The organism is Paenibacillus pedocola (assembly GCF_031599675.1).
GTDB classification, from domain to species: Bacteria; Bacillota; Bacilli; order Paenibacillales; family Paenibacillaceae; genus Paenibacillus_AQ; species Paenibacillus_AQ pedocola.
Window position 1 is genome coordinate 3481566 of record NZ_CP134223.1, and the last position, 16362, is coordinate 3497927.

A 16362-nucleotide genomic window follows, 5' to 3' on the forward strand; every position below is an offset into this window, starting at 1 on the left:
CTCCGACTATTCTACCTGGAACGATTTGTTACTCCTACACATTTTAATTTTGCAATGATTAAAAATCAAGGAATAACGCAGCATTAAAGTATTGCCTAGCCAGTGATTGAAAATAACAGGTCTGCACGGAAATCGCCGCAATCATCAGCATGTTCTGTACGGCATCCTTTTGCGACCGTGTGAGATGTGTAAGCCTGTCCATTCTTTTCTCCAGAAATCCACTGATGGTTCTGTCCGTTTTCCAGGAATATTCCTTATGGGCACTCCGTTCAGCAATCCCCTGCGCCTGCAGAGCCGGACTTGTCTTGAGGTCTTCAAACAGCTCGGCATACCCGTAGTACAGTTCCGCTGGTTCAACCAGATCATCATCATCACGTTCGGGCTTCAGGAACAGGATGCGGAAGAGCTGGCGGATGCTCTCGAAATCAAGCACTGCTTTGAGGTCATCTATTATAAACAGAAGCGCGGCCTGATTCACAGAATATTTCTTCCCTTCCCGCGGTGAACCTAAATATTCTTTGAAATCGCGTTTCACCCAGTTCTGCATAGCGGTAACAGATAGTGTGGAATACTCAATCAGATGTCCCAGGGCAGCGATATCTGCAAGTGAAAGGCCTTTGACTCTGGTACCTTTAATAATTTTCTGCAGGATCGGCGGGATATCCGTAGATAAAAAAGCAGGCAGGGACAACCCCTTCTGCACCTCTTCCTGATGGAATTTGGTCCAGGCTTCCTGCAATATACGCAGCGGCTTCCGATCACCATTTTCGGTCAGGGACAGCAGCAGACCCGACATTTCTTTGCGGCTCAAAGTAAAAGCTTCCATAGATGGCACCCCTTCGCCATTTGATTTTTCGTTTAAAAGTTCGTACAATAAGTTCATATGAACTCATAAAATGAGTATAACCTATTTTAAAGACGAGAGGGATGGTAAAGATTTTATGGGTATAGGACTTAGTTTGACGTTGGTGGCTATTTTGATTATCTTAACCGCTTTTTTTGTAGCTACGGAATTTGCAGTGGTACGGCTTAGAGGTAGCCAGGTGAGCCAGATGGTCCTCGATGGCAAGAAGAATGCACTTGCTGTGCAGCGGGTTTCCGCTAACCTGGATGGTTACCTGTCCGCTTGTCAGCTTGGGATTACCATCACCGCACTCGGTATCGGGGCGCTTGCTGAACCGGCTTTTGAGCAGCTGCTGCTTCCACTGTTCGATATGGTGAATATCAGCCACAGCGTCAGTGAGCCTATTGCGTTCGCACTAGCCTTCATCATTGCTACCTTCCTGCACGTGGTTGTGGGTGAGCTTGCTCCGAAGACTGCAGCTATAAACATTCCGGAAAAAATCGGTCAATTTACTTCACCGCTGATTATTTGGTTCTACAAAATTCTTTACCCTTTGATTTGGATAATGAACGGCTCCGCCAATATGCTTGTCCGTCTGTTCGGGATGAAGCCGGCCAGTGAGCATGGTGATGCGCATTCCGAGGAAGAAATTCGTCTGATCCTCTCTGAGAGTTATGAGAACGGTAAGATCAACAAAGCTGAATACGGTTATGTGAACCGGATCTTTAATTTTGATGAAATGCTGGCCAAGGAAATTATGGTGCCGCGGACCGATATGATCTGCCTGTTCTCCAACCACTCATTAAAGGAGAATTTCGATATCATCCGCAAGGAACAATACACCCGCTTCCCGGTTGCAGATGGCAGTAAAGACAATATTATTGGCATGATCAACACGAAGCAGCTGTATTTACAATATGATAATGATCCTGATTTCGATTTCAAAAAGCTGATTTTGCCGCTGCTGACCGTATCCGAGGTTACACCGGTCAAAACCCTGCTGACCCGCATGCAGCTGGAGCGTGTGCACATTGCCCTGCTGCTGGATGAATATGGCGGTACCTCAGGTCTGATTACAATTGAAGACATTCTGGAAGAGATTGTCGGTGAGATTCGTGATGAGTTCGACGGGGATGAGAGAAGGAATGTGGAGAAGCTCAGCGATTCCCATTACCTCTTCGACGGCAAGGTTTCACTGCTTGAGATTAAACAGAAGGCCGGCATTGATTTGCATGATGACGAGGTAACGACTATCGGGGGCTGGCTGTACAGCCACTTGGACGAGCCGGCAATCGGCAAAAGCATTGACCATGAGCATATTACCCTTACGGTACGTGAAATGAATAAGAACCGTATCCGCAAGGTTGAGGTGCATATCGGTCAGAAAAATACGGCAGATTCGTCACAGCATCAGGAATAATCAGGCTCATAGTGAAGTAGAAGGATAATTTATAGTATGAATCATATAAACCTTATATAGAAGAAAGGCGCCCCTTTACAGGAGCGCCTTTGTTTTACCCATATTCGAACGGATCCGATTAACGGTTAAATAGAATTTCTCCCGTCAATTCTAACAGAACTACCGGCAGAAATTCCAGTTAATCAATAATCTTGCTCATATAATACTCGTCCACCCATTCTCCGCCGATGTTCAAAGATTTCTTCTTCATGCCTTCAATCTCAAATCCGCATTTCTTATACAGTGCGATCCCCCGCTCATTATGGGTCATAACAGTAAGTTCAAGGCGTACGATACGCGCGGATCGTGCCCAAGCTTCCATTTCCTGAAATAATCCGCTGCCGATCCCCATGCCCTGATACTGCTGCAGGATACCAATAACAATGTAGGCACTATGTTTATTCCGCCTTACACTGCCACCCCTGACCGATAAATAACCGGCCAGCCCCCCATTCACCTCTGCTCCGATCAATATCGAAGTTTCCGAGGCGGTAAAGCTCTCAATCATTTCTTTGACCTGCTGCAGCCCGGTCTGACGTTCATCAGGCTCCAGCAGCATAAATGAAGACTCCCGGTCCAGAGCATGCTGCAGACTTAACAGTCCGGCAGCATCCTCTGGAACGAGCTTACGCAGTGTTACGATCATGGCCAGTCCCCCTCCCGTCACCTTCAACAGCGGCAAATCATCAGAACATTCCCATCCGGGTCTTTGAAATTGAACCAGTGATCATGCTCGATATCTGTGAGTATCTCTGCCCCGCTCGCTTTGACATAATCATAAGCAGCATCAATATCCTCTGTGTTCAAATGAAAGGAAGGTACTTTGAGCACGGATTCAGAAGTGAAAATTTTACTGTCCAGAACAATTCCCGGGCCCTGCATCGGCACCACATATAAATGTCCGAACAATACCTCGCCATCCAGCGGAAGTCCCAATAAGCTGCAGTACCAGTTCTTTGACCTTTCAATGTCGCTGACCGGGATGAAGACGGCGCCAATCTGATTCAGAATCGGACTTGTCACAGCGAGTATAGCCTCCTCTAAGAATTGAAGAATAGGTTTAACACTTATTAATTCGATAAAATCTGCCAATTTCCTGCGCTCTTTAGTGAAGCGGCAACTACTTATGATATAATCTTGGCAAATTATATTATGATGTCAGGAGAATTATTTTGGCTAATTTATCACTCGCGCATCTTAGACTGACACCCCCCAAAATATTATCGCTTGGATTTATCCTGCTGATCGCAGCCGGAACACTGCTATTATATTTACCTGCTGCTTCGACGGGTGACCGTATTTCATTCATCGATGCATTATTCATGGCAACTTCAGCCACCTGTGTTACCGGACTTGCCGTTATTGATACCGGAACCGAATTGACCGTATTCGGCCAGGTTGTGTTACTGGTACTGTTCCAGTTCGGAGGTCTGGGTTTCGTAACAATGGCGACTTTAATTACGCTGGTGCTCAGCAAACGGATTTCACTGAAAGAACGGCTGCTGCTCCAGGAATCGATGAACCAGAATTCGATGCAGGGAATCGTAAAGCTGATCCGCCGGGTATTAATCTACTCGCTCGTCATTCAGCTCAGTGGAGCCATATTGCTTGCTGCAAGATTTTTGATAGATATGCCGGTTGGCAAAGCCTTGTACTACGGATTGTTCCATAGCGTTTCTATCTTCAACAACGCCGGCTTCGATCTCTTCGGAGACGTCCACGGGCCATTCAGCGGCCTTACCCGTTATGTAGAGGATCCGATTGTGAATATTACGTCCATGCTGCTGATCTTCCTCGGCGGCATTGGCTTTATCGTACTGTCAGACGTAGTTGACTTTCCGAAGCGCAAACGGCTGACCCTGCATTCCAAAGTAGTCTTGTCTAGTTCAGCAGCTCTGATCGTGATCGGTGCGGCAGTCTTTTTCTGGCTGGAGCTGAATTCTACGCTGAAACCGCTGCATGCCGGAGGTAAAATTATGGCCTCCTTCCTGCAGGCGATTACCCCGCGTTCCGGTGGCGTCACTACGATTGAGATCCCGCTGCTGCGCGAATCTACCCAGTTTCTGATGATTCTGCTGATGTTCATCGGGGCTGCGCCCGGATCTACCGGCGGCGGTATCAAAATCACCACCTTTGCCCTTCTGGTCGTTACTGTATATGCCAGAATCCGGGGCAAGGAGGATATTGTCATGTTCCGCCACCGGATATCCAAAGACAATGTCTATCGGGCGATTACAATGACGCTGTTGTCACTAATTCTCGTCGTAACCGCGACTATGCTGCTGTCGGTTACAGAGAGTGCAGACTTCCTGACCGTACTGTTTGAGGCTGTGTCCGCATTCGGCACCTCCGGTATAACGATGGGACTGACACCGGAGCTGACGACGGCCGGTAAAATTCTGGTCATCATTCTGATGTTCATCGGGCGGACAGGCCCCCTAACTCTTGCCTATGCGATTAAACCCAAAAAAAATAAAGAGCTTTACCGGTACCCCGAAGGCAACATTACTATCGGCTAAATGAATAAAAATGCGACCCTTAGCAGGCAGGCACTCTTGTCCTCCTCTAAGCGGTCGCATTTTTTGCTTGTTATTCTTCTACGTCCTCCTGGGTGTCCAAAGCGGCATCCAGCAGCTGATTAAAGAAATCATCGTCGTTCTCCAGCAGAGTATCCACTTCCAGGAACTGCTCTTCACTTCCCGGCTCGCCGGCGAAGCTTAGACTGTAATCCCATTCACTACCGCGTTTGCTGAAAAAAGTGATCTCATACGGGAACTTATGCTGCTCAATGGTGAATACTGTTCTCCCGACAAAGCTTTTGTCTTCCTCGCGTTTCAGCTCTGCTTTGACAATTTCTACGTTCATGCTTTTTCCTACCTTTCATCAGTTCAATCTCACATCCCCAGTATAGCATTGATATATGGGCAATTTCCTCTCTTTACTGCGCAATTGACTTTTTTCATCCGGCGGTTAATAATTTAATACAATGCATATATAGAACTAAAAATATACCAAATGGAGGAAAACCAATGATCGATTTTGCAGCAAAGCTTAGTAAGTATGCGGATTTGGCTGTTGAGATTGGAGTTAATGTCCAGCCGGGACAGACTCTGGTCGTGAATGCACCGATTTCCGGAGCCGAGTTTGTCCGTCTGATTACTGCCAAGGCCTACGCCAAGGGAGCAAGTCTGGTCAAAGTAAACTGGAGTGATGAATTCGTCACCCGCCAGCAATTCGAGCATGCCGCTCCGGAAGTATTCACGAAAGCACCTACCTGGTATGCCGGGGAAATGACCGAATTTGCTGAGAATGGCGCTGCCATCCTGAATGTTATCGCAGAAAATCCCGATGCGCTCACAGGTATTGATCCTGAACGTATTGCCAATTTCCAAAAGACACGTGGTGCAGCACTCCAGAGATACCGTGAGCTGCAGATGTCCGATAAAGTCAGCTGGAGTATTGTGGCTATCCCGTCACAGCCCTGGGCTGACAAAGTGTTCCCGGATGTGCCGGCTGAAGAACGCGTGGATAAGCTGTGGGAAGCCATTTTCCATACCGTGCGCTTAGACCGTGAAGACCCGGTAGCCGCCTGGCAGGAGCATTTGGACACCCTGGAGCAGAAAGCCAATGTCCTAAACGCCAAGAAATATAAAAGCTTGCATTACATAGCACCCGGTACCGACCTCACTATTGAGCTCCCGGAAGGCCATCTGTGGGCACAGGGTGACAGCATCAACGCGAAGGGCCATTCCTTCGTCGCCAATATGCCAACCGAAGAAGTATTCACTGCACCGCTTAAGACTGGTGTTAACGGTACTGTTAGAGCTACCAAACCGCTCAGCTACGGCGGGAATATTATTGACGGCTTCTCTATTACCTTTGAGAACGGACGTATCATCAGTGTAAGCGCCGAGCAAGGCCAGGATTCACTGGAATATCTGATCGGCCTGGATGAGGGCGCGAAATACCTGGGTGAAGTTGCGCTTGTACCGCATAAATCCCCGATCTCTGAATCAAACATCCTGTATTTCAATACCTTGTTTGATGAGAATGCCTCCAACCATCTGGCCATTGGCACAGCTTACGCTTTCTGTCTGGAAGGCGGCAAAGAAATGACCCAGGATGAGCTGACTGCACATGGTCTTAACACAAGCGTTACCCACGTTGACTTTATGATCGGATCGCCTGAGATGGATATCTACGGCATTTCCGCAGACGGCTCGCAAGAACCCGTCTTCCTCAAAGGAAACTGGGCGTTTTAATAAATACAGATAAAGATGACAGGAGCTGAACCAATGCTGGATTTCAAGCAAAAGCTGGAGAATTATGCCCTGCTTGCGGTTAAGATCGGGATTAATATTCAACCTGGACAGACGCTGGTGATCAATGCAGATATCGTATCTGCAGAATTAGTCCGCCTTATCGTGCGCCAAGCCTATGAAGCGGGAGCCAAGCTGGTCAAGGTTAATTATAGCGATGAAATCGTCACTCGAACCCGTTACGAACTCGCACCATCCGAAAGCTTCCTTGAACCGCCGAAATGGCAGGCGGATGAACTCGAGGATCTGGCCCGGAATGGCGCAGCCTTCTTGAGCGTCGTATCTGCCAACCCGGATCTACTCAATGGAATCGAGGCAAGCCGGATCGCCGACAATCAGCGTACTGCCGGAACAGCCATGGCCCCATATCGTGAAATGATGATGGCCAATCATGTAAGCTGGAGCATTGTTGCCTACCCTTCCACTACCTGGGCGGCCAAAGTATTCCCAAATGCAGCACCAGAAACACAGGTTGATCTGCTCTGGGATGCAATCTTTAAGGCAGTCCGCGCCGATCAGGAGAACCCCGTGGAAGCCTGGAGCAACCATTTGGCCGGCTTGAAACAACGCTGCGACATCCTGAATGAGCGTAAATACCGCAAACTGCATTTCACTGCAGCAGGCACAGATCTGACTCTTGAGCTGCCGGAAGGACATATCTGGTGTCAGGCCGGTGCTGTAAACGGACGGGGAATTCCCTTCCTCGCCAACATTCCGACTGAGGAAGTGTTCACTGCACCGCTTAAGACCGGTGCCAGCGGCAAGGTGAGCAGTACGAAACCGCTTAGCTACGGCGGGAATATCATCGACAAATTCACCTTAACATTAGAGAATGGCAAGGTAACAGATTTTACAGCAGAAACAGGTCAGGAAGCCTTGGCTTCGCTGCTTGCGATGGATGAAGGCTCTGCTTACTTTGGAGAAGTGGCACTGGTGCCCTTCCATTCTCCAATTTCGGAAAGCGGTATCCTCTATTACACTACCCTTTATGATGAGAATGCCTCCTGTCATCTGGCTCTTGGAGCAGCTTATGCTTTCACTCTGCAGGACGGTATTGCTATGACCAAGGAACAGCTGGCCGGCCATGGAATGAATCAAAGTCTTACCCATGTCGACTTCATGATGGGATCGCCGGAGATGAACATCGACGGCATTACGGATGACGGCAACACAGAACCGATATTCAGAGCAGGAAACTGGGCTTCAAGCATATAATCACCTGCCATATTAATGTAAAAATTAAAGCCCCCCGCTTCTCTTTGGAGACAGCGGGGGGCTTTTTGCTCAAATTTGAAGTTTTGTTCAAATAATATTCACATAATTGTTGAAATTAATTCACAAATATGTCACAATACAATTAAGGTTTGTATTTCCAGTTTAAAGCCTTATCAAATTTAGGAGGGAATCCTATGAAAGAATCATTGTCCCAGAACCTGGAGCCGAGAGAAACAGAGCGGACCAAGATTCAGCCTCCCACGGACGCAAGCATCGTAGCCTCCAATGCAATCAAATACACAGCTTACATCATGCTGCTCTTCGGTTTCCTATACTTCCTGATTGCCTACCTGGCACCAATGCTGTAAGGATGTTAAAATATATATTCACTCTAGAAAGCGCTTACGGCCCATAACTTCCCTTAGGAAGCTATAGGCCGTTTTATTATTTACCAGGACATAACTTTACGGATCCAGGCTATTGCTGCAGGTGTCCATACATCCTCCATTGCTGATTGCAGCCAGGCTGCTGCTTCCTCGCGGGAACCTTGAAACGAAGATAGGTTATTAACCTGCATCCAGTGTCCCGCTGTTTCAAAGGATGTGCTATTCCAGCCGTTAACCTCACCTTCGGCATTAAGCCTTGCTTTCACACCGGAGATAACAATATCCGCTGTTCCTTGCAGCTCAGTGATGGCATTGTCAAACGCTGTTTTCTTTTCTTTCGCTTTCATATCTGCAAGAGCACGCAGCTCACGTGTTTCAATACCTTCGTTGTCCCGGATGATTTGCAGGAGTACTACTGCTTCTCTGCTGGCTAAGCCGTTGTTGTAACGCTCTTCAATCTCCTGTAAGCTGCCGACTGCAGCAGCGAATGCAGGGAACCATTCCCGCGAGACAAGAATCGCTTTTTTCCTGATGAACTTGCCGTAGCCGGCTAATCCTTCTCCCGGGAATCTGGCTCGCCAAGCCCAAGGGTCAAGCTCCGAACCGGTATGCCAATTCTCTGCCTTGGTCAAACCGTTTACCGAGGGATGCTCTGGTATTAGCTGGGCAAGCGGCAGAATCCCCAGTCTGGCAATAACCCCCGCCATTTCTTCGAATGTAGTTACAATGCCTTGCTCTTCCACACTCTTCATCACGTTTCCTCCCTGCGTTTATTATTCATTGAATTACTCTTTACCACCGCTATTCACCGGATCGCATGCACCGGATTCCGGCTATAAACGTGTTGATCAGCCGGGTTAAGCTAACCTCCAGATCTAAAGGCATGCCGAAGCCTCCCTGATTCTTGAGGGAAGCGAATCCGTGCAGGATACTCCTCAGCCCGCGGACTGCATGCAGACCGCCTTCTTCACCAAGCTCATAACCTGCAAGCACATTGATGATTAATGACAAAATCTGTCCGCCCGCCTCCTCAAGAGAAGTGTTTCCCTCTTCCGGAGCCCGTAGCGTAGTTTCGTATAGACCCGGATGCTGCCTGGCAAACTCAACATAAGCTCTACTCATGGCATGAACCGCTGCATCACCGCTGATTCCTTCGATTGAAGCTTCCATAGCCGTTTGGAGCTGCTCCAGCCCGTGGATAGCCAACAGTGTGCGCAGTTCCTTAAGTCCATTAATGTGATTATACAACGATGGTGAGCGAACGCCCAGCTTGGCCGCAAGTCCTGCCAGCGTCACTTCTGAAATGCCTTGTTCATCAGCCAATTCCGCCGCTGCAAGTACCAATGTATGCTTATCTAGCCCTGCTCTGGGTGACATTTAATTTCCGGCCTTTCTCAGCGACTGCTGCGCTGTATTAATGGCCTGCTGCATCGCTACACCAGGTGTTTTTAACAGGTTGCCATGACCGGGTGCGAGAATCGAGGGTGATAATACCAGCAGCTTCTGAGCGCTCGTAAGAGCTAATTCCTTGTTCCAGGTAGCCATAGCCGGAAAAGGGAATAATGGCACTACTGTACCCGATACAGCCGTCCTCCGGAAGGTCTGGAATGCATCTCCGGTAATTAGAGTACCGCTGCGCTGATCCAGGAAGGACATTGATCCCGGGGTATGCCCCGGAGTGCTGACGGCCTGCAGTGACCCAACCTGATCTCCCTCATGCAAAAGTATATCCGCTTGTGTTTTCAGTTTTTTAGGTACCGACCCTTTAATCGGTGTCTGCGGCTCACCTGGCCGTAAAGAACGGTCACCTCTCAACAAGGCAGCATCCCGCTCAGAGATGTAGACTTTGGCCTCAGGGAGTCGTCTCTTAAGCTCGTCTAAGGCCCCCACATGATCGCCATGGGCATGAGTCAGAACAATTCGTGTAATCGGCTTCTGCAGCTTGGCAGCGGCCGCAATAATCCCTTTAGCGCTAAACGGCAACGCCGCATCGATTACAGTAAGTTCTTGTTCTTCTACAACAAGATAACAATTTACAGGAAAGAAATTCGGCATCCAGGTTAATTGCAATAAATCCCCTGCTTGAGTAACTCTCATAATTACCCCTCCCAAAACTAATGTCATTAGTTACAATATAAACTAACACGATTAGTTTTACAAGAGGGATTATCCTTGACCTTCATCCGTACTGCATTCTACATATAAAAAAAGCATCCCGAAGGATGCTTTTTAAAATCAATGAGAATGATTCAGTAAAGTGAATCAGCCAAAACGGCCCATAATGTATTCCTGTGTCATTTGATTCTCCGGATTACTGAATACCTTTTCTGTCTTGTCATATTCGACAAGTGAACCTAGATAAAAGTACGCAGTGTAATCTGAGATGCGCGCTGCCTGCTGCATGTTGTGCGTGACGATAACGATTCTAAGCTCTTCCTTAAGTTCCTTGATCAGCTCTTCGACTTTACCTGTAGATACAGGATCAAGTGCCGATGCCGGCTCATCCAGCAGCAGGATCTGCGGATTAACCGACAATGCGCGGGCGATGCACAGACGCTGCTGCTGTCCGCCTGACAAGGCGAGTGCTGAGTCTTTCAGACGGTCCTTAACCTCATCCCACAGGGCTGCACGGCGCAGGCTGCTCTCCACAATCTCATCCAGTGCAGCCTTACCTTTGATGCCATGGTATTTCGGGCCGAATGCGATGTTGTCATAAATGGATTTATAGAAAGGATTAGGCTTCTGCCAGACCATTCCGATCTTTTGGCGCAGCTTGATAACATCCGTACCGGGTGCATTGATGTCTATACCATCAATCCAGATACTCCCTTTCGTTGTTGAACCGGAGATATCATCATTCATCCGGTTTAAGGAACGAAGGAATGTCGATTTGCCGCACCCCGAAGGCCCGATCAGCGCTGTAACTGTATTCTGGGCAAAAGGAAGGCTGATCCCCTTTACTGCTTCATACGTTCCGTAAAATATGCTCAGGTTTTCTGTTTGAAATGATTCCCGCACCGCTGCCGCTGTTCCCATCTCTTACTCCTCCTATTGATCTCTAATAATTATTGATTAGTTCATTCTTTTGGATGCTGTAAGCTTGCGGTAAATAAATCTGCCGAAGTAACGGGCAAGCAGGTTAAACAGCAGGACCATAATTACGAGCACCGCCGAGGCTCCGGCAGCGATTTGCATAGCATCCGGGGCCAGACCTTCACTGTTAACTTTCCAGATATGCACAGCCAGTGTTTCGGCCGGACGGAACGGGTTAAGCGGTGAGTTCGAATGCAGCGGATTCCAGTCTGAGAAATTCAGACGCGGGCTGCTCATCCCAGCAGTGAACATAAGTGCCGCCGCTTCCCCGAAAACGCGTCCTGCGGACAGGATCGTTCCGGTGATGATCGTAGGCAGGGCTACCGGAAGCAATACTGAAGTTACAATTTTCCATTTGGAAAGCCCGAGCGCAAATCCTGCTTCCTTCTGCTGCTTCGGTACGGTGCGGAAAGCCTGCTCCGTAATCCGCACCATCAGCGGCAGGTTGAAGAATGTCAGGGCTATCGCACCGGAGATCAGTGAGAAGCCAAGATCAAAGTAATTGACGATCAGGAGGAGGCCGAAAAGACCCACAACAATGGACGGGAATGACGAGAGCACCTCTACGATCAGACGAATGAAACCGGTAATCTTACCGGGACGCGCATATTCCGCCATATAGATCCCAGCGCCAAGTCCGAGCGGAACGGTGATGATCAAGGTGAGCACCAGCAAATACAACGAATTGAACAGCTGCGGCCCTACTCCTCCGCCAGCGCGGATTTTTTGCGGTGCTGAGGTCAAGAAGTCCCAGCTGATATGATTGAGTCCACGGACCAGGATGTAACCCAGCAGTCCAACCAGAATGGCTACAATCAGCAATGCGAAAAAGACGATAAGCGTAGTGGCAATTTTGTCTGCAGTTCTCGGCTTCAAATCTTATTTCTCCTTTCGAGCATTCTTACGAGGAGGACGAAGATAAACGTCATCAGCATAAGAACCAGCGCCATACTCCATAGCGCGTTATTTTGCGGCGAGCCCATCGTTGTGTTCCCCATGCTGAGCGTAATTACACTGGTCAATGTGGAAGCCGATTCAAATAGCGAGCGCGGCACGAAAGGCGCATTACCGATTACCATCTGCACAGCCAGGGCTTCACCAAACGCGCGGGCCATCCCCAGAACTACCCCCGTCATAATGGCCGGCAGTGTAGTCGGAAGAATCACCCGGGAGATTGTCTGCCACCGTGTGGCACCGAGCGCAAATGAGGATTCCTTCAAATTTTGCGGCAAAGAAGCAAGCGCGTCTGCAGCCACGCTTGTAATGGTCGGAAGAATCATTACCGACAGCACAAGCGCGCCTGCAGCAACCCCGATGCCCTGGCCGGGAAAGGTGTTCCGCAAAAAGGGAACAATAACACTGAGTCCTACAAAACCGTACACTACGGAAGGTATCCCTGATAGCAGCTCAATTACCGGCTGCAGCAGCTTCTTCCCCCAGCCCGGAACAATTTCAGTCATGAACAGGGCAGCACATATACTTAGAGGACTTGCAATAAGTGCAGCAAGCAGTGTGACGAGAAATGAACCGGTAATAAAGGGCAATGCCCCGTAAGAAGGTGTATCCGCTTCAGGAGCCCACTTACTGCCGAACAAGAAATCTGACACCTTCATTTCACCGCTGATAAAGTTAGCTATCCCTTTAGACGCTACAAAATAGACCATTGATACAATGATCACGATTAGTAACAGCACACAAAAGGACATATAAATACGCCCTAAAAAGTCTTCAATATGATGTTTTTCAATCCGTGTTTTCTTTGGTTTTACCCGCAAGGTGCTCCCTCTTTCTAAAGTGAAAAGAGAGGCAGAAGATTTCCGCCTCTAATCACATGAAGTTCTAATGGATGATATCCAGTGATAAGTGTGTTTTTAATTATTTCGTAGTTACGTTGCCTTCGACATCACGGGAAACCTGCATTTGATTTGCCGGGATGTAGCCCAGATCAACAACGTCACCGTTTTGTACTTCGTCAGTAAGCATGTAATCAAGGAATGCTTTTACGGTTTCATTCGGCTCGCCGTTAGTGTACATGTGCTCATAAGCCCAAACCGGATATTTACCGCTGATTACATTATCTACAGAAGGTTCAACACCGTCATAGTTCAGGGTTTTCACAGAATCATCAAGGTAGGACAGAGCCAGGTAACCGATAGCTCCCGGAGTTTCACCGATCATTTTCTTAACCGTACCGGAGGAATCCTCTTGCACAGAGCCTTGAAGATCTTCCGTTTTGGTTCCAAGCGCAAAGTTTTCAAATGTTGCACGGGTACCGGAGCTGCTCGGACGGTTGATGATTTGAATCGCCTGATCTGCACCGCCTACATCTTTCCAGTTCGTGATTTTTCCTGTGAAAATGTCAACGAGCTGCTGCTTGGTCAAGCTGTCTACGCCTGCATCCGGATTAGATACAGCTGCAATAGCCACAACCGCTACCTGATGATCAACCAGTGCTTTTGCTTTTTCAGCATCGGCATCTTTCAGCTTCTCTTCTGCAAACACATCGGAGTTTCCGATATCCACTTGTTTCTCAGCAACCTGTGTAAGCCCGGTGCCGCTTCCTCCGCCTTGAACCTGAATGTCAACGCCGTTATTAGCGTCCATGAAGCTTTCTGCTACTTGCTCAACGAGCGGCTGCAGAGCTGTAGAGCCCGAAGCCAGAATCGATCCGCTTAATTCACTGCCGCTGCTGCTTTCTGTAGGTGTATTTGTCGCAGCTGCGTTATTGCCCCCGTTATTAGTTGCCGCATTATTTCCGTTGTTGCCGCATGCCGAAAGTGCCACTACGCTTGTTAATGCCAAAGCCATGATCCACGATTTTCTGAATTGCATTGATTTTGTTCCTCCTAAAGTTTTGTTAGCATATGCATTTTTAATTACTCCGCAAAACTCGCTTCGTAAGCATACACTTAGGTTTTGTGTGATTGTGCCCCATCGAATCTGCTTCTGACAAAACTCACTTTGGAAGCTTCCTCTATGTTGTCTCTCTGCTTTACTCTTCTTATTCTAGAGCTCGTTCGTTAGAGAAAAGTCTTGGTTTTGTAAAACGGAAGATAAAAATACTAATAGAAAATGTATATCATTATAGATATAATCTATATTAAAGATATAAAACGAAAATTTTTCAGTACACATCTGGGGGAAAGTCATGAATATAACCAAACTACAAATCGTTGTTCTGATAGAAAAATATAAAAAGGTAACGGATGTGGCTTCTGAAATGGGCTTAAAGCAGCCAACGGTAACCTTTCATATGAAAAGTCTGGAAAGCGAACTGGGAACCTCACTTTTTCAATACCGAAGCGGCCGTGTACTATTGACCGATGCTGGACGTGCGCTGTATCAGTATGCCGTAAGGATCGTCTCCCTGGCTGTTGAAGCAGAGCGCAGCGTTAAGCAGTTCTCTTCTCTTACGTCAGGAAATCTGGAGCTGGAAGCTTCTTATATTCCTGGTACATATGTTTTACCAAAGCTGCTCTCACAATTCATTAATCTGCATCCGGGCATCGATATCTCATTAAAGGTACAAAGCGACCTTCAATTGCGGGAACGGCTGCGCAGCAGGGAAATCCAGCTGGCAGTGCTGCATCTGGCGGGTAGTGGCGATGACTCTTTTCATACGAAGAGTATGGCTGACGATGAGGTAGTACTAATCTTTGCACCGGGTCATCCTTTTGCACAAACTGCGGAATTGACAGCAGAGCTGCTGGCGCTAGAGCCGTGGATTCAACATGAGCCAGCTTCTTATTTGGGGGAGACTGCTGAGAAGTGGGCACAGGCTAACGGTGTCCGGTTATGGAATCATGCTGTGGTGAATTCTCCGGAAGCACATAAAAGGATGGTTAGTGAAGGCGGCTCCGTGGGGTTATTCTCCAAGGCGGGGATCGAAGCGGAGTTGGCGCTGGGAAGTCTGCGATATGCCCCCCTTCCGGGCAATCAGGCGGAACAGGGCGGGTTTGTGCTGGCATGGCGAAAAGATCATACGCTGACACCGTTGCAGCAGGCATTTTTAGAGATCGCCGGGGAAAGTGAGTCCGCAGATTAAGCAACACATCGTTTATTAACAAACATTTTCTATAAATTATCCAAGTGTAGTCGTTATATTTAATAGCATTAATCATTGTAGTTAATATCATTAAATAATAAAAACCGGCATGTCTGCGCTGCTTTATTGAAAGCTCGCTTGATCATGCCGGTCTGTTGTGTTTTAGTTTCTCTCAGCTACCAAGGTAAAGGTCTTGGGAATTCCCTTGTCATACACGTCTGACGACAGGTTCGGCTCTTCTGCCAGCTCACGGATGATAAGTCCGCTCCGTGCTGCCGCTGTCACAAGCTCCCCTAGTGTCCAGCGCCGCCAATAAACCACACTGTGCTTCTGTTCACTTCCAGGCTCCTGCCCTGTAGCAGGCAGATATTTGGAATAGGATACCTTCTTCTCCTCCAGGGTCGTGTCGAAATAATCACCGTCTACCTTATGCTTACGCACTTTGGCCGTCGATCCCTTCGAGGTGATCAGCTTGGTCGTAACCGGATGGAAATCCCGCAGCACGAACCGCCCCCCGGGAGCCAGCAGCTGATAGACCGTGTCCATAAATGGCGTAAGATCGGTAAAATAATGGACAATCCCCATCTCGGCAAAAACAAGGTCATATGAGCTATCCAATATTCCTTCTGGCAGCTTCAGAACATCAGACACGATATACGTAAGCTTCACGCCTGCTTCCTCCGCCAGTTCAGCTGCATAACGAGCGTTGGCTTCAGAGAAATCTGCTACACTCACCTCTGCTCCGAGCAGGCTGAGCGCCACAGCTTTCATGCCGTTTGAACCCATGAGGTTCATAATCTTTTTCCCGCTAACCTCTCCAAAATAAGCATTCAGCGGAAATAGTCTGCCCTGGGGATCTTTAGCCAGCTTAGCCGCAGCTTCCCCGGGTGTGCCGAAACGGCTGGTCCAGGCCGCATACGTATCTTCATTCCATGTCTCCTCACTGGAAGAAGGCGCTGCCGGCTGGTTCAAATCATGATCATTCATTATGTTAAATACCC

The 16362-nt window shown here is 48.2% G+C and carries 18 protein-coding genes; 6 read left to right on the forward strand and 12 right to left on the reverse strand.

Translation table 11 applies throughout. The features are described 5' to 3' along the window. Positions 1-58: 58 nt before the first annotated feature. Positions 59-826 carry a DUF1836 domain-containing protein gene (locus QU597_RS15175; RefSeq protein WP_310828797.1) on the reverse strand — a complete coding sequence of 256 codons (768 nt, stop codon included), beginning with the start codon at positions 824-826 and terminating at the stop codon, positions 59-61. 115 nt (positions 827-941) lie between these two features. Here QU597_RS15175 and QU597_RS15180 point away from each other — a divergent pair, with 115 nt between their 5' ends. Continuing rightward, positions 942-2264, forward strand: coding sequence for a hemolysin family protein (locus QU597_RS15180; protein WP_206100211.1), 1323 nt, complete (start codon positions 942-944; stop codon positions 2262-2264). Positions 2265-2442: 178 nt separating this feature from the next. Here the strand turns inward: QU597_RS15180 and QU597_RS15185 are convergent, their stop codons facing one another. Both QU597_RS15185 and QU597_RS15190 read right to left on the reverse strand, forming a co-directional pair. After that, entirely contained in the window at positions 2443-2949 is a 507-nt protein-coding gene (locus QU597_RS15185) for a GNAT family N-acetyltransferase (RefSeq protein WP_206100212.1), read from the reverse strand. A 23-nt stretch (positions 2950-2972) separates the two neighbouring features. Next, on the reverse strand, positions 2973-3326 hold the full coding sequence (locus QU597_RS15190; protein WP_206100213.1) for a VOC family protein: 354 nt from the start codon (positions 3324-3326) through the stop codon (positions 2973-2975). Between the two features lie 149 nt (positions 3327-3475). Between QU597_RS15190 and QU597_RS15195 the strand changes: the two genes are divergently transcribed. Further along, positions 3476-4822, forward strand: a complete 1347-nt coding sequence (locus tag QU597_RS15195) for a TrkH family potassium uptake protein (RefSeq protein WP_310828798.1) — start codon at positions 3476-3478, stop codon at positions 4820-4822. Positions 4823-4892: 70 nt separating this feature from the next. On the opposite strand, the gene QU597_RS15200 is transcribed toward QU597_RS15195, so the two are convergent. Then, entirely contained in the window at positions 4893-5168 is a 276-nt protein-coding gene (locus QU597_RS15200) for a hypothetical protein (RefSeq protein WP_206100215.1), read from the reverse strand. Positions 5169-5332: 164 nt separating this feature from the next. Here QU597_RS15200 and QU597_RS15205 point away from each other — a divergent pair, with 164 nt between their 5' ends. From QU597_RS15205 to QU597_RS15215, 3 genes are all read left to right on the forward strand, one after another. Next, positions 5333-6565 carry an aminopeptidase gene (locus tag QU597_RS15205; RefSeq protein WP_206100216.1) on the forward strand — a complete coding sequence of 411 codons (1233 nt, stop codon included), beginning with the start codon at positions 5333-5335 and terminating at the stop codon, positions 6563-6565. A gap of 33 nt (positions 6566-6598) precedes the next feature. Then, positions 6599-7837 carry an aminopeptidase gene (locus QU597_RS15210; RefSeq protein ID WP_310828799.1) on the forward strand — a complete coding sequence of 413 codons (1239 nt, stop codon included), beginning with the start codon at positions 6599-6601 and terminating at the stop codon, positions 7835-7837. 194 nt (positions 7838-8031) lie between these two features. Then, a complete protein-coding gene (locus tag QU597_RS15215) occupies positions 8032-8205 on the forward strand; it encodes a hypothetical protein (RefSeq protein WP_206105357.1) in 174 nt (57 codons plus the stop codon). An 80-nt stretch (positions 8206-8285) separates the two neighbouring features. Here QU597_RS15215 and QU597_RS15220 read toward each other — a convergent pair whose 3' ends face one another. The 7 genes from QU597_RS15220 to QU597_RS15250 all read right to left on the reverse strand — a co-directional run bounded on the left by QU597_RS15220 (position 8286) and on the right by QU597_RS15250 (position 14148). Beyond that, positions 8286-8975, reverse strand: a complete 690-nt coding sequence (locus QU597_RS15220) for an AlkZ-related protein (protein WP_310828800.1) — start codon at positions 8973-8975, stop codon at positions 8286-8288. 49 nt (positions 8976-9024) lie between these two features. After that, positions 9025-9600 (reverse strand): TetR/AcrR family transcriptional regulator, encoded by a 576-nt coding sequence (locus QU597_RS15225; RefSeq protein ID WP_310828801.1) that lies wholly within the window; start codon positions 9598-9600, stop codon positions 9025-9027. Beyond that, positions 9601-10320 carry an MBL fold metallo-hydrolase gene (locus QU597_RS15230; RefSeq protein WP_310828802.1) on the reverse strand — a complete coding sequence of 240 codons (720 nt, stop codon included), beginning with the start codon at positions 10318-10320 and terminating at the stop codon, positions 9601-9603. It abuts the gene before it with no gap. A gap of 165 nt (positions 10321-10485) precedes the next feature. Continuing rightward, on the reverse strand, positions 10486-11259 hold the full coding sequence (gene pstB / locus QU597_RS15235; RefSeq protein ID WP_310828803.1) for a phosphate ABC transporter ATP-binding protein PstB: 774 nt from the start codon (positions 11257-11259) through the stop codon (positions 10486-10488). Between the two features lie 36 nt (positions 11260-11295). Beyond that, positions 11296-12192 (reverse strand): phosphate ABC transporter permease PstA, encoded by an 897-nt coding sequence (gene pstA / locus QU597_RS15240; RefSeq protein ID WP_054940782.1) that lies wholly within the window; start codon positions 12190-12192, stop codon positions 11296-11298. Next, positions 12189-13091 (reverse strand): phosphate ABC transporter permease subunit PstC, encoded by a 903-nt coding sequence (gene pstC, locus QU597_RS15245; RefSeq protein WP_206100222.1) that lies wholly within the window; start codon positions 13089-13091, stop codon positions 12189-12191. Before pstC ends, pstA begins: the two co-directional genes overlap by 4 nt. Before the next feature lie 100 nt (positions 13092-13191). After that, positions 13192-14148, reverse strand: coding sequence for a phosphate ABC transporter substrate-binding protein PstS family protein (locus tag QU597_RS15250; RefSeq protein WP_310828804.1), 957 nt, complete (start codon positions 14146-14148; stop codon positions 13192-13194). 316 nt (positions 14149-14464) lie between these two features. On the opposite strand from QU597_RS15250, the gene QU597_RS15255 reads away from it, so the two are divergent. Beyond that, entirely contained in the window at positions 14465-15361 is an 897-nt protein-coding gene (locus tag QU597_RS15255) for a LysR substrate-binding domain-containing protein (protein WP_310828805.1), read from the forward strand. A 162-nt stretch (positions 15362-15523) separates the two neighbouring features. Here the strand turns inward: QU597_RS15255 and QU597_RS15260 are convergent, their stop codons facing one another. Beyond that, positions 15524-16348, reverse strand: a complete 825-nt coding sequence (locus QU597_RS15260; RefSeq protein ID WP_310828806.1) for a class I SAM-dependent methyltransferase — start codon at positions 16346-16348, stop codon at positions 15524-15526. Positions 16349-16362: the final 14 nt, after the last annotated feature.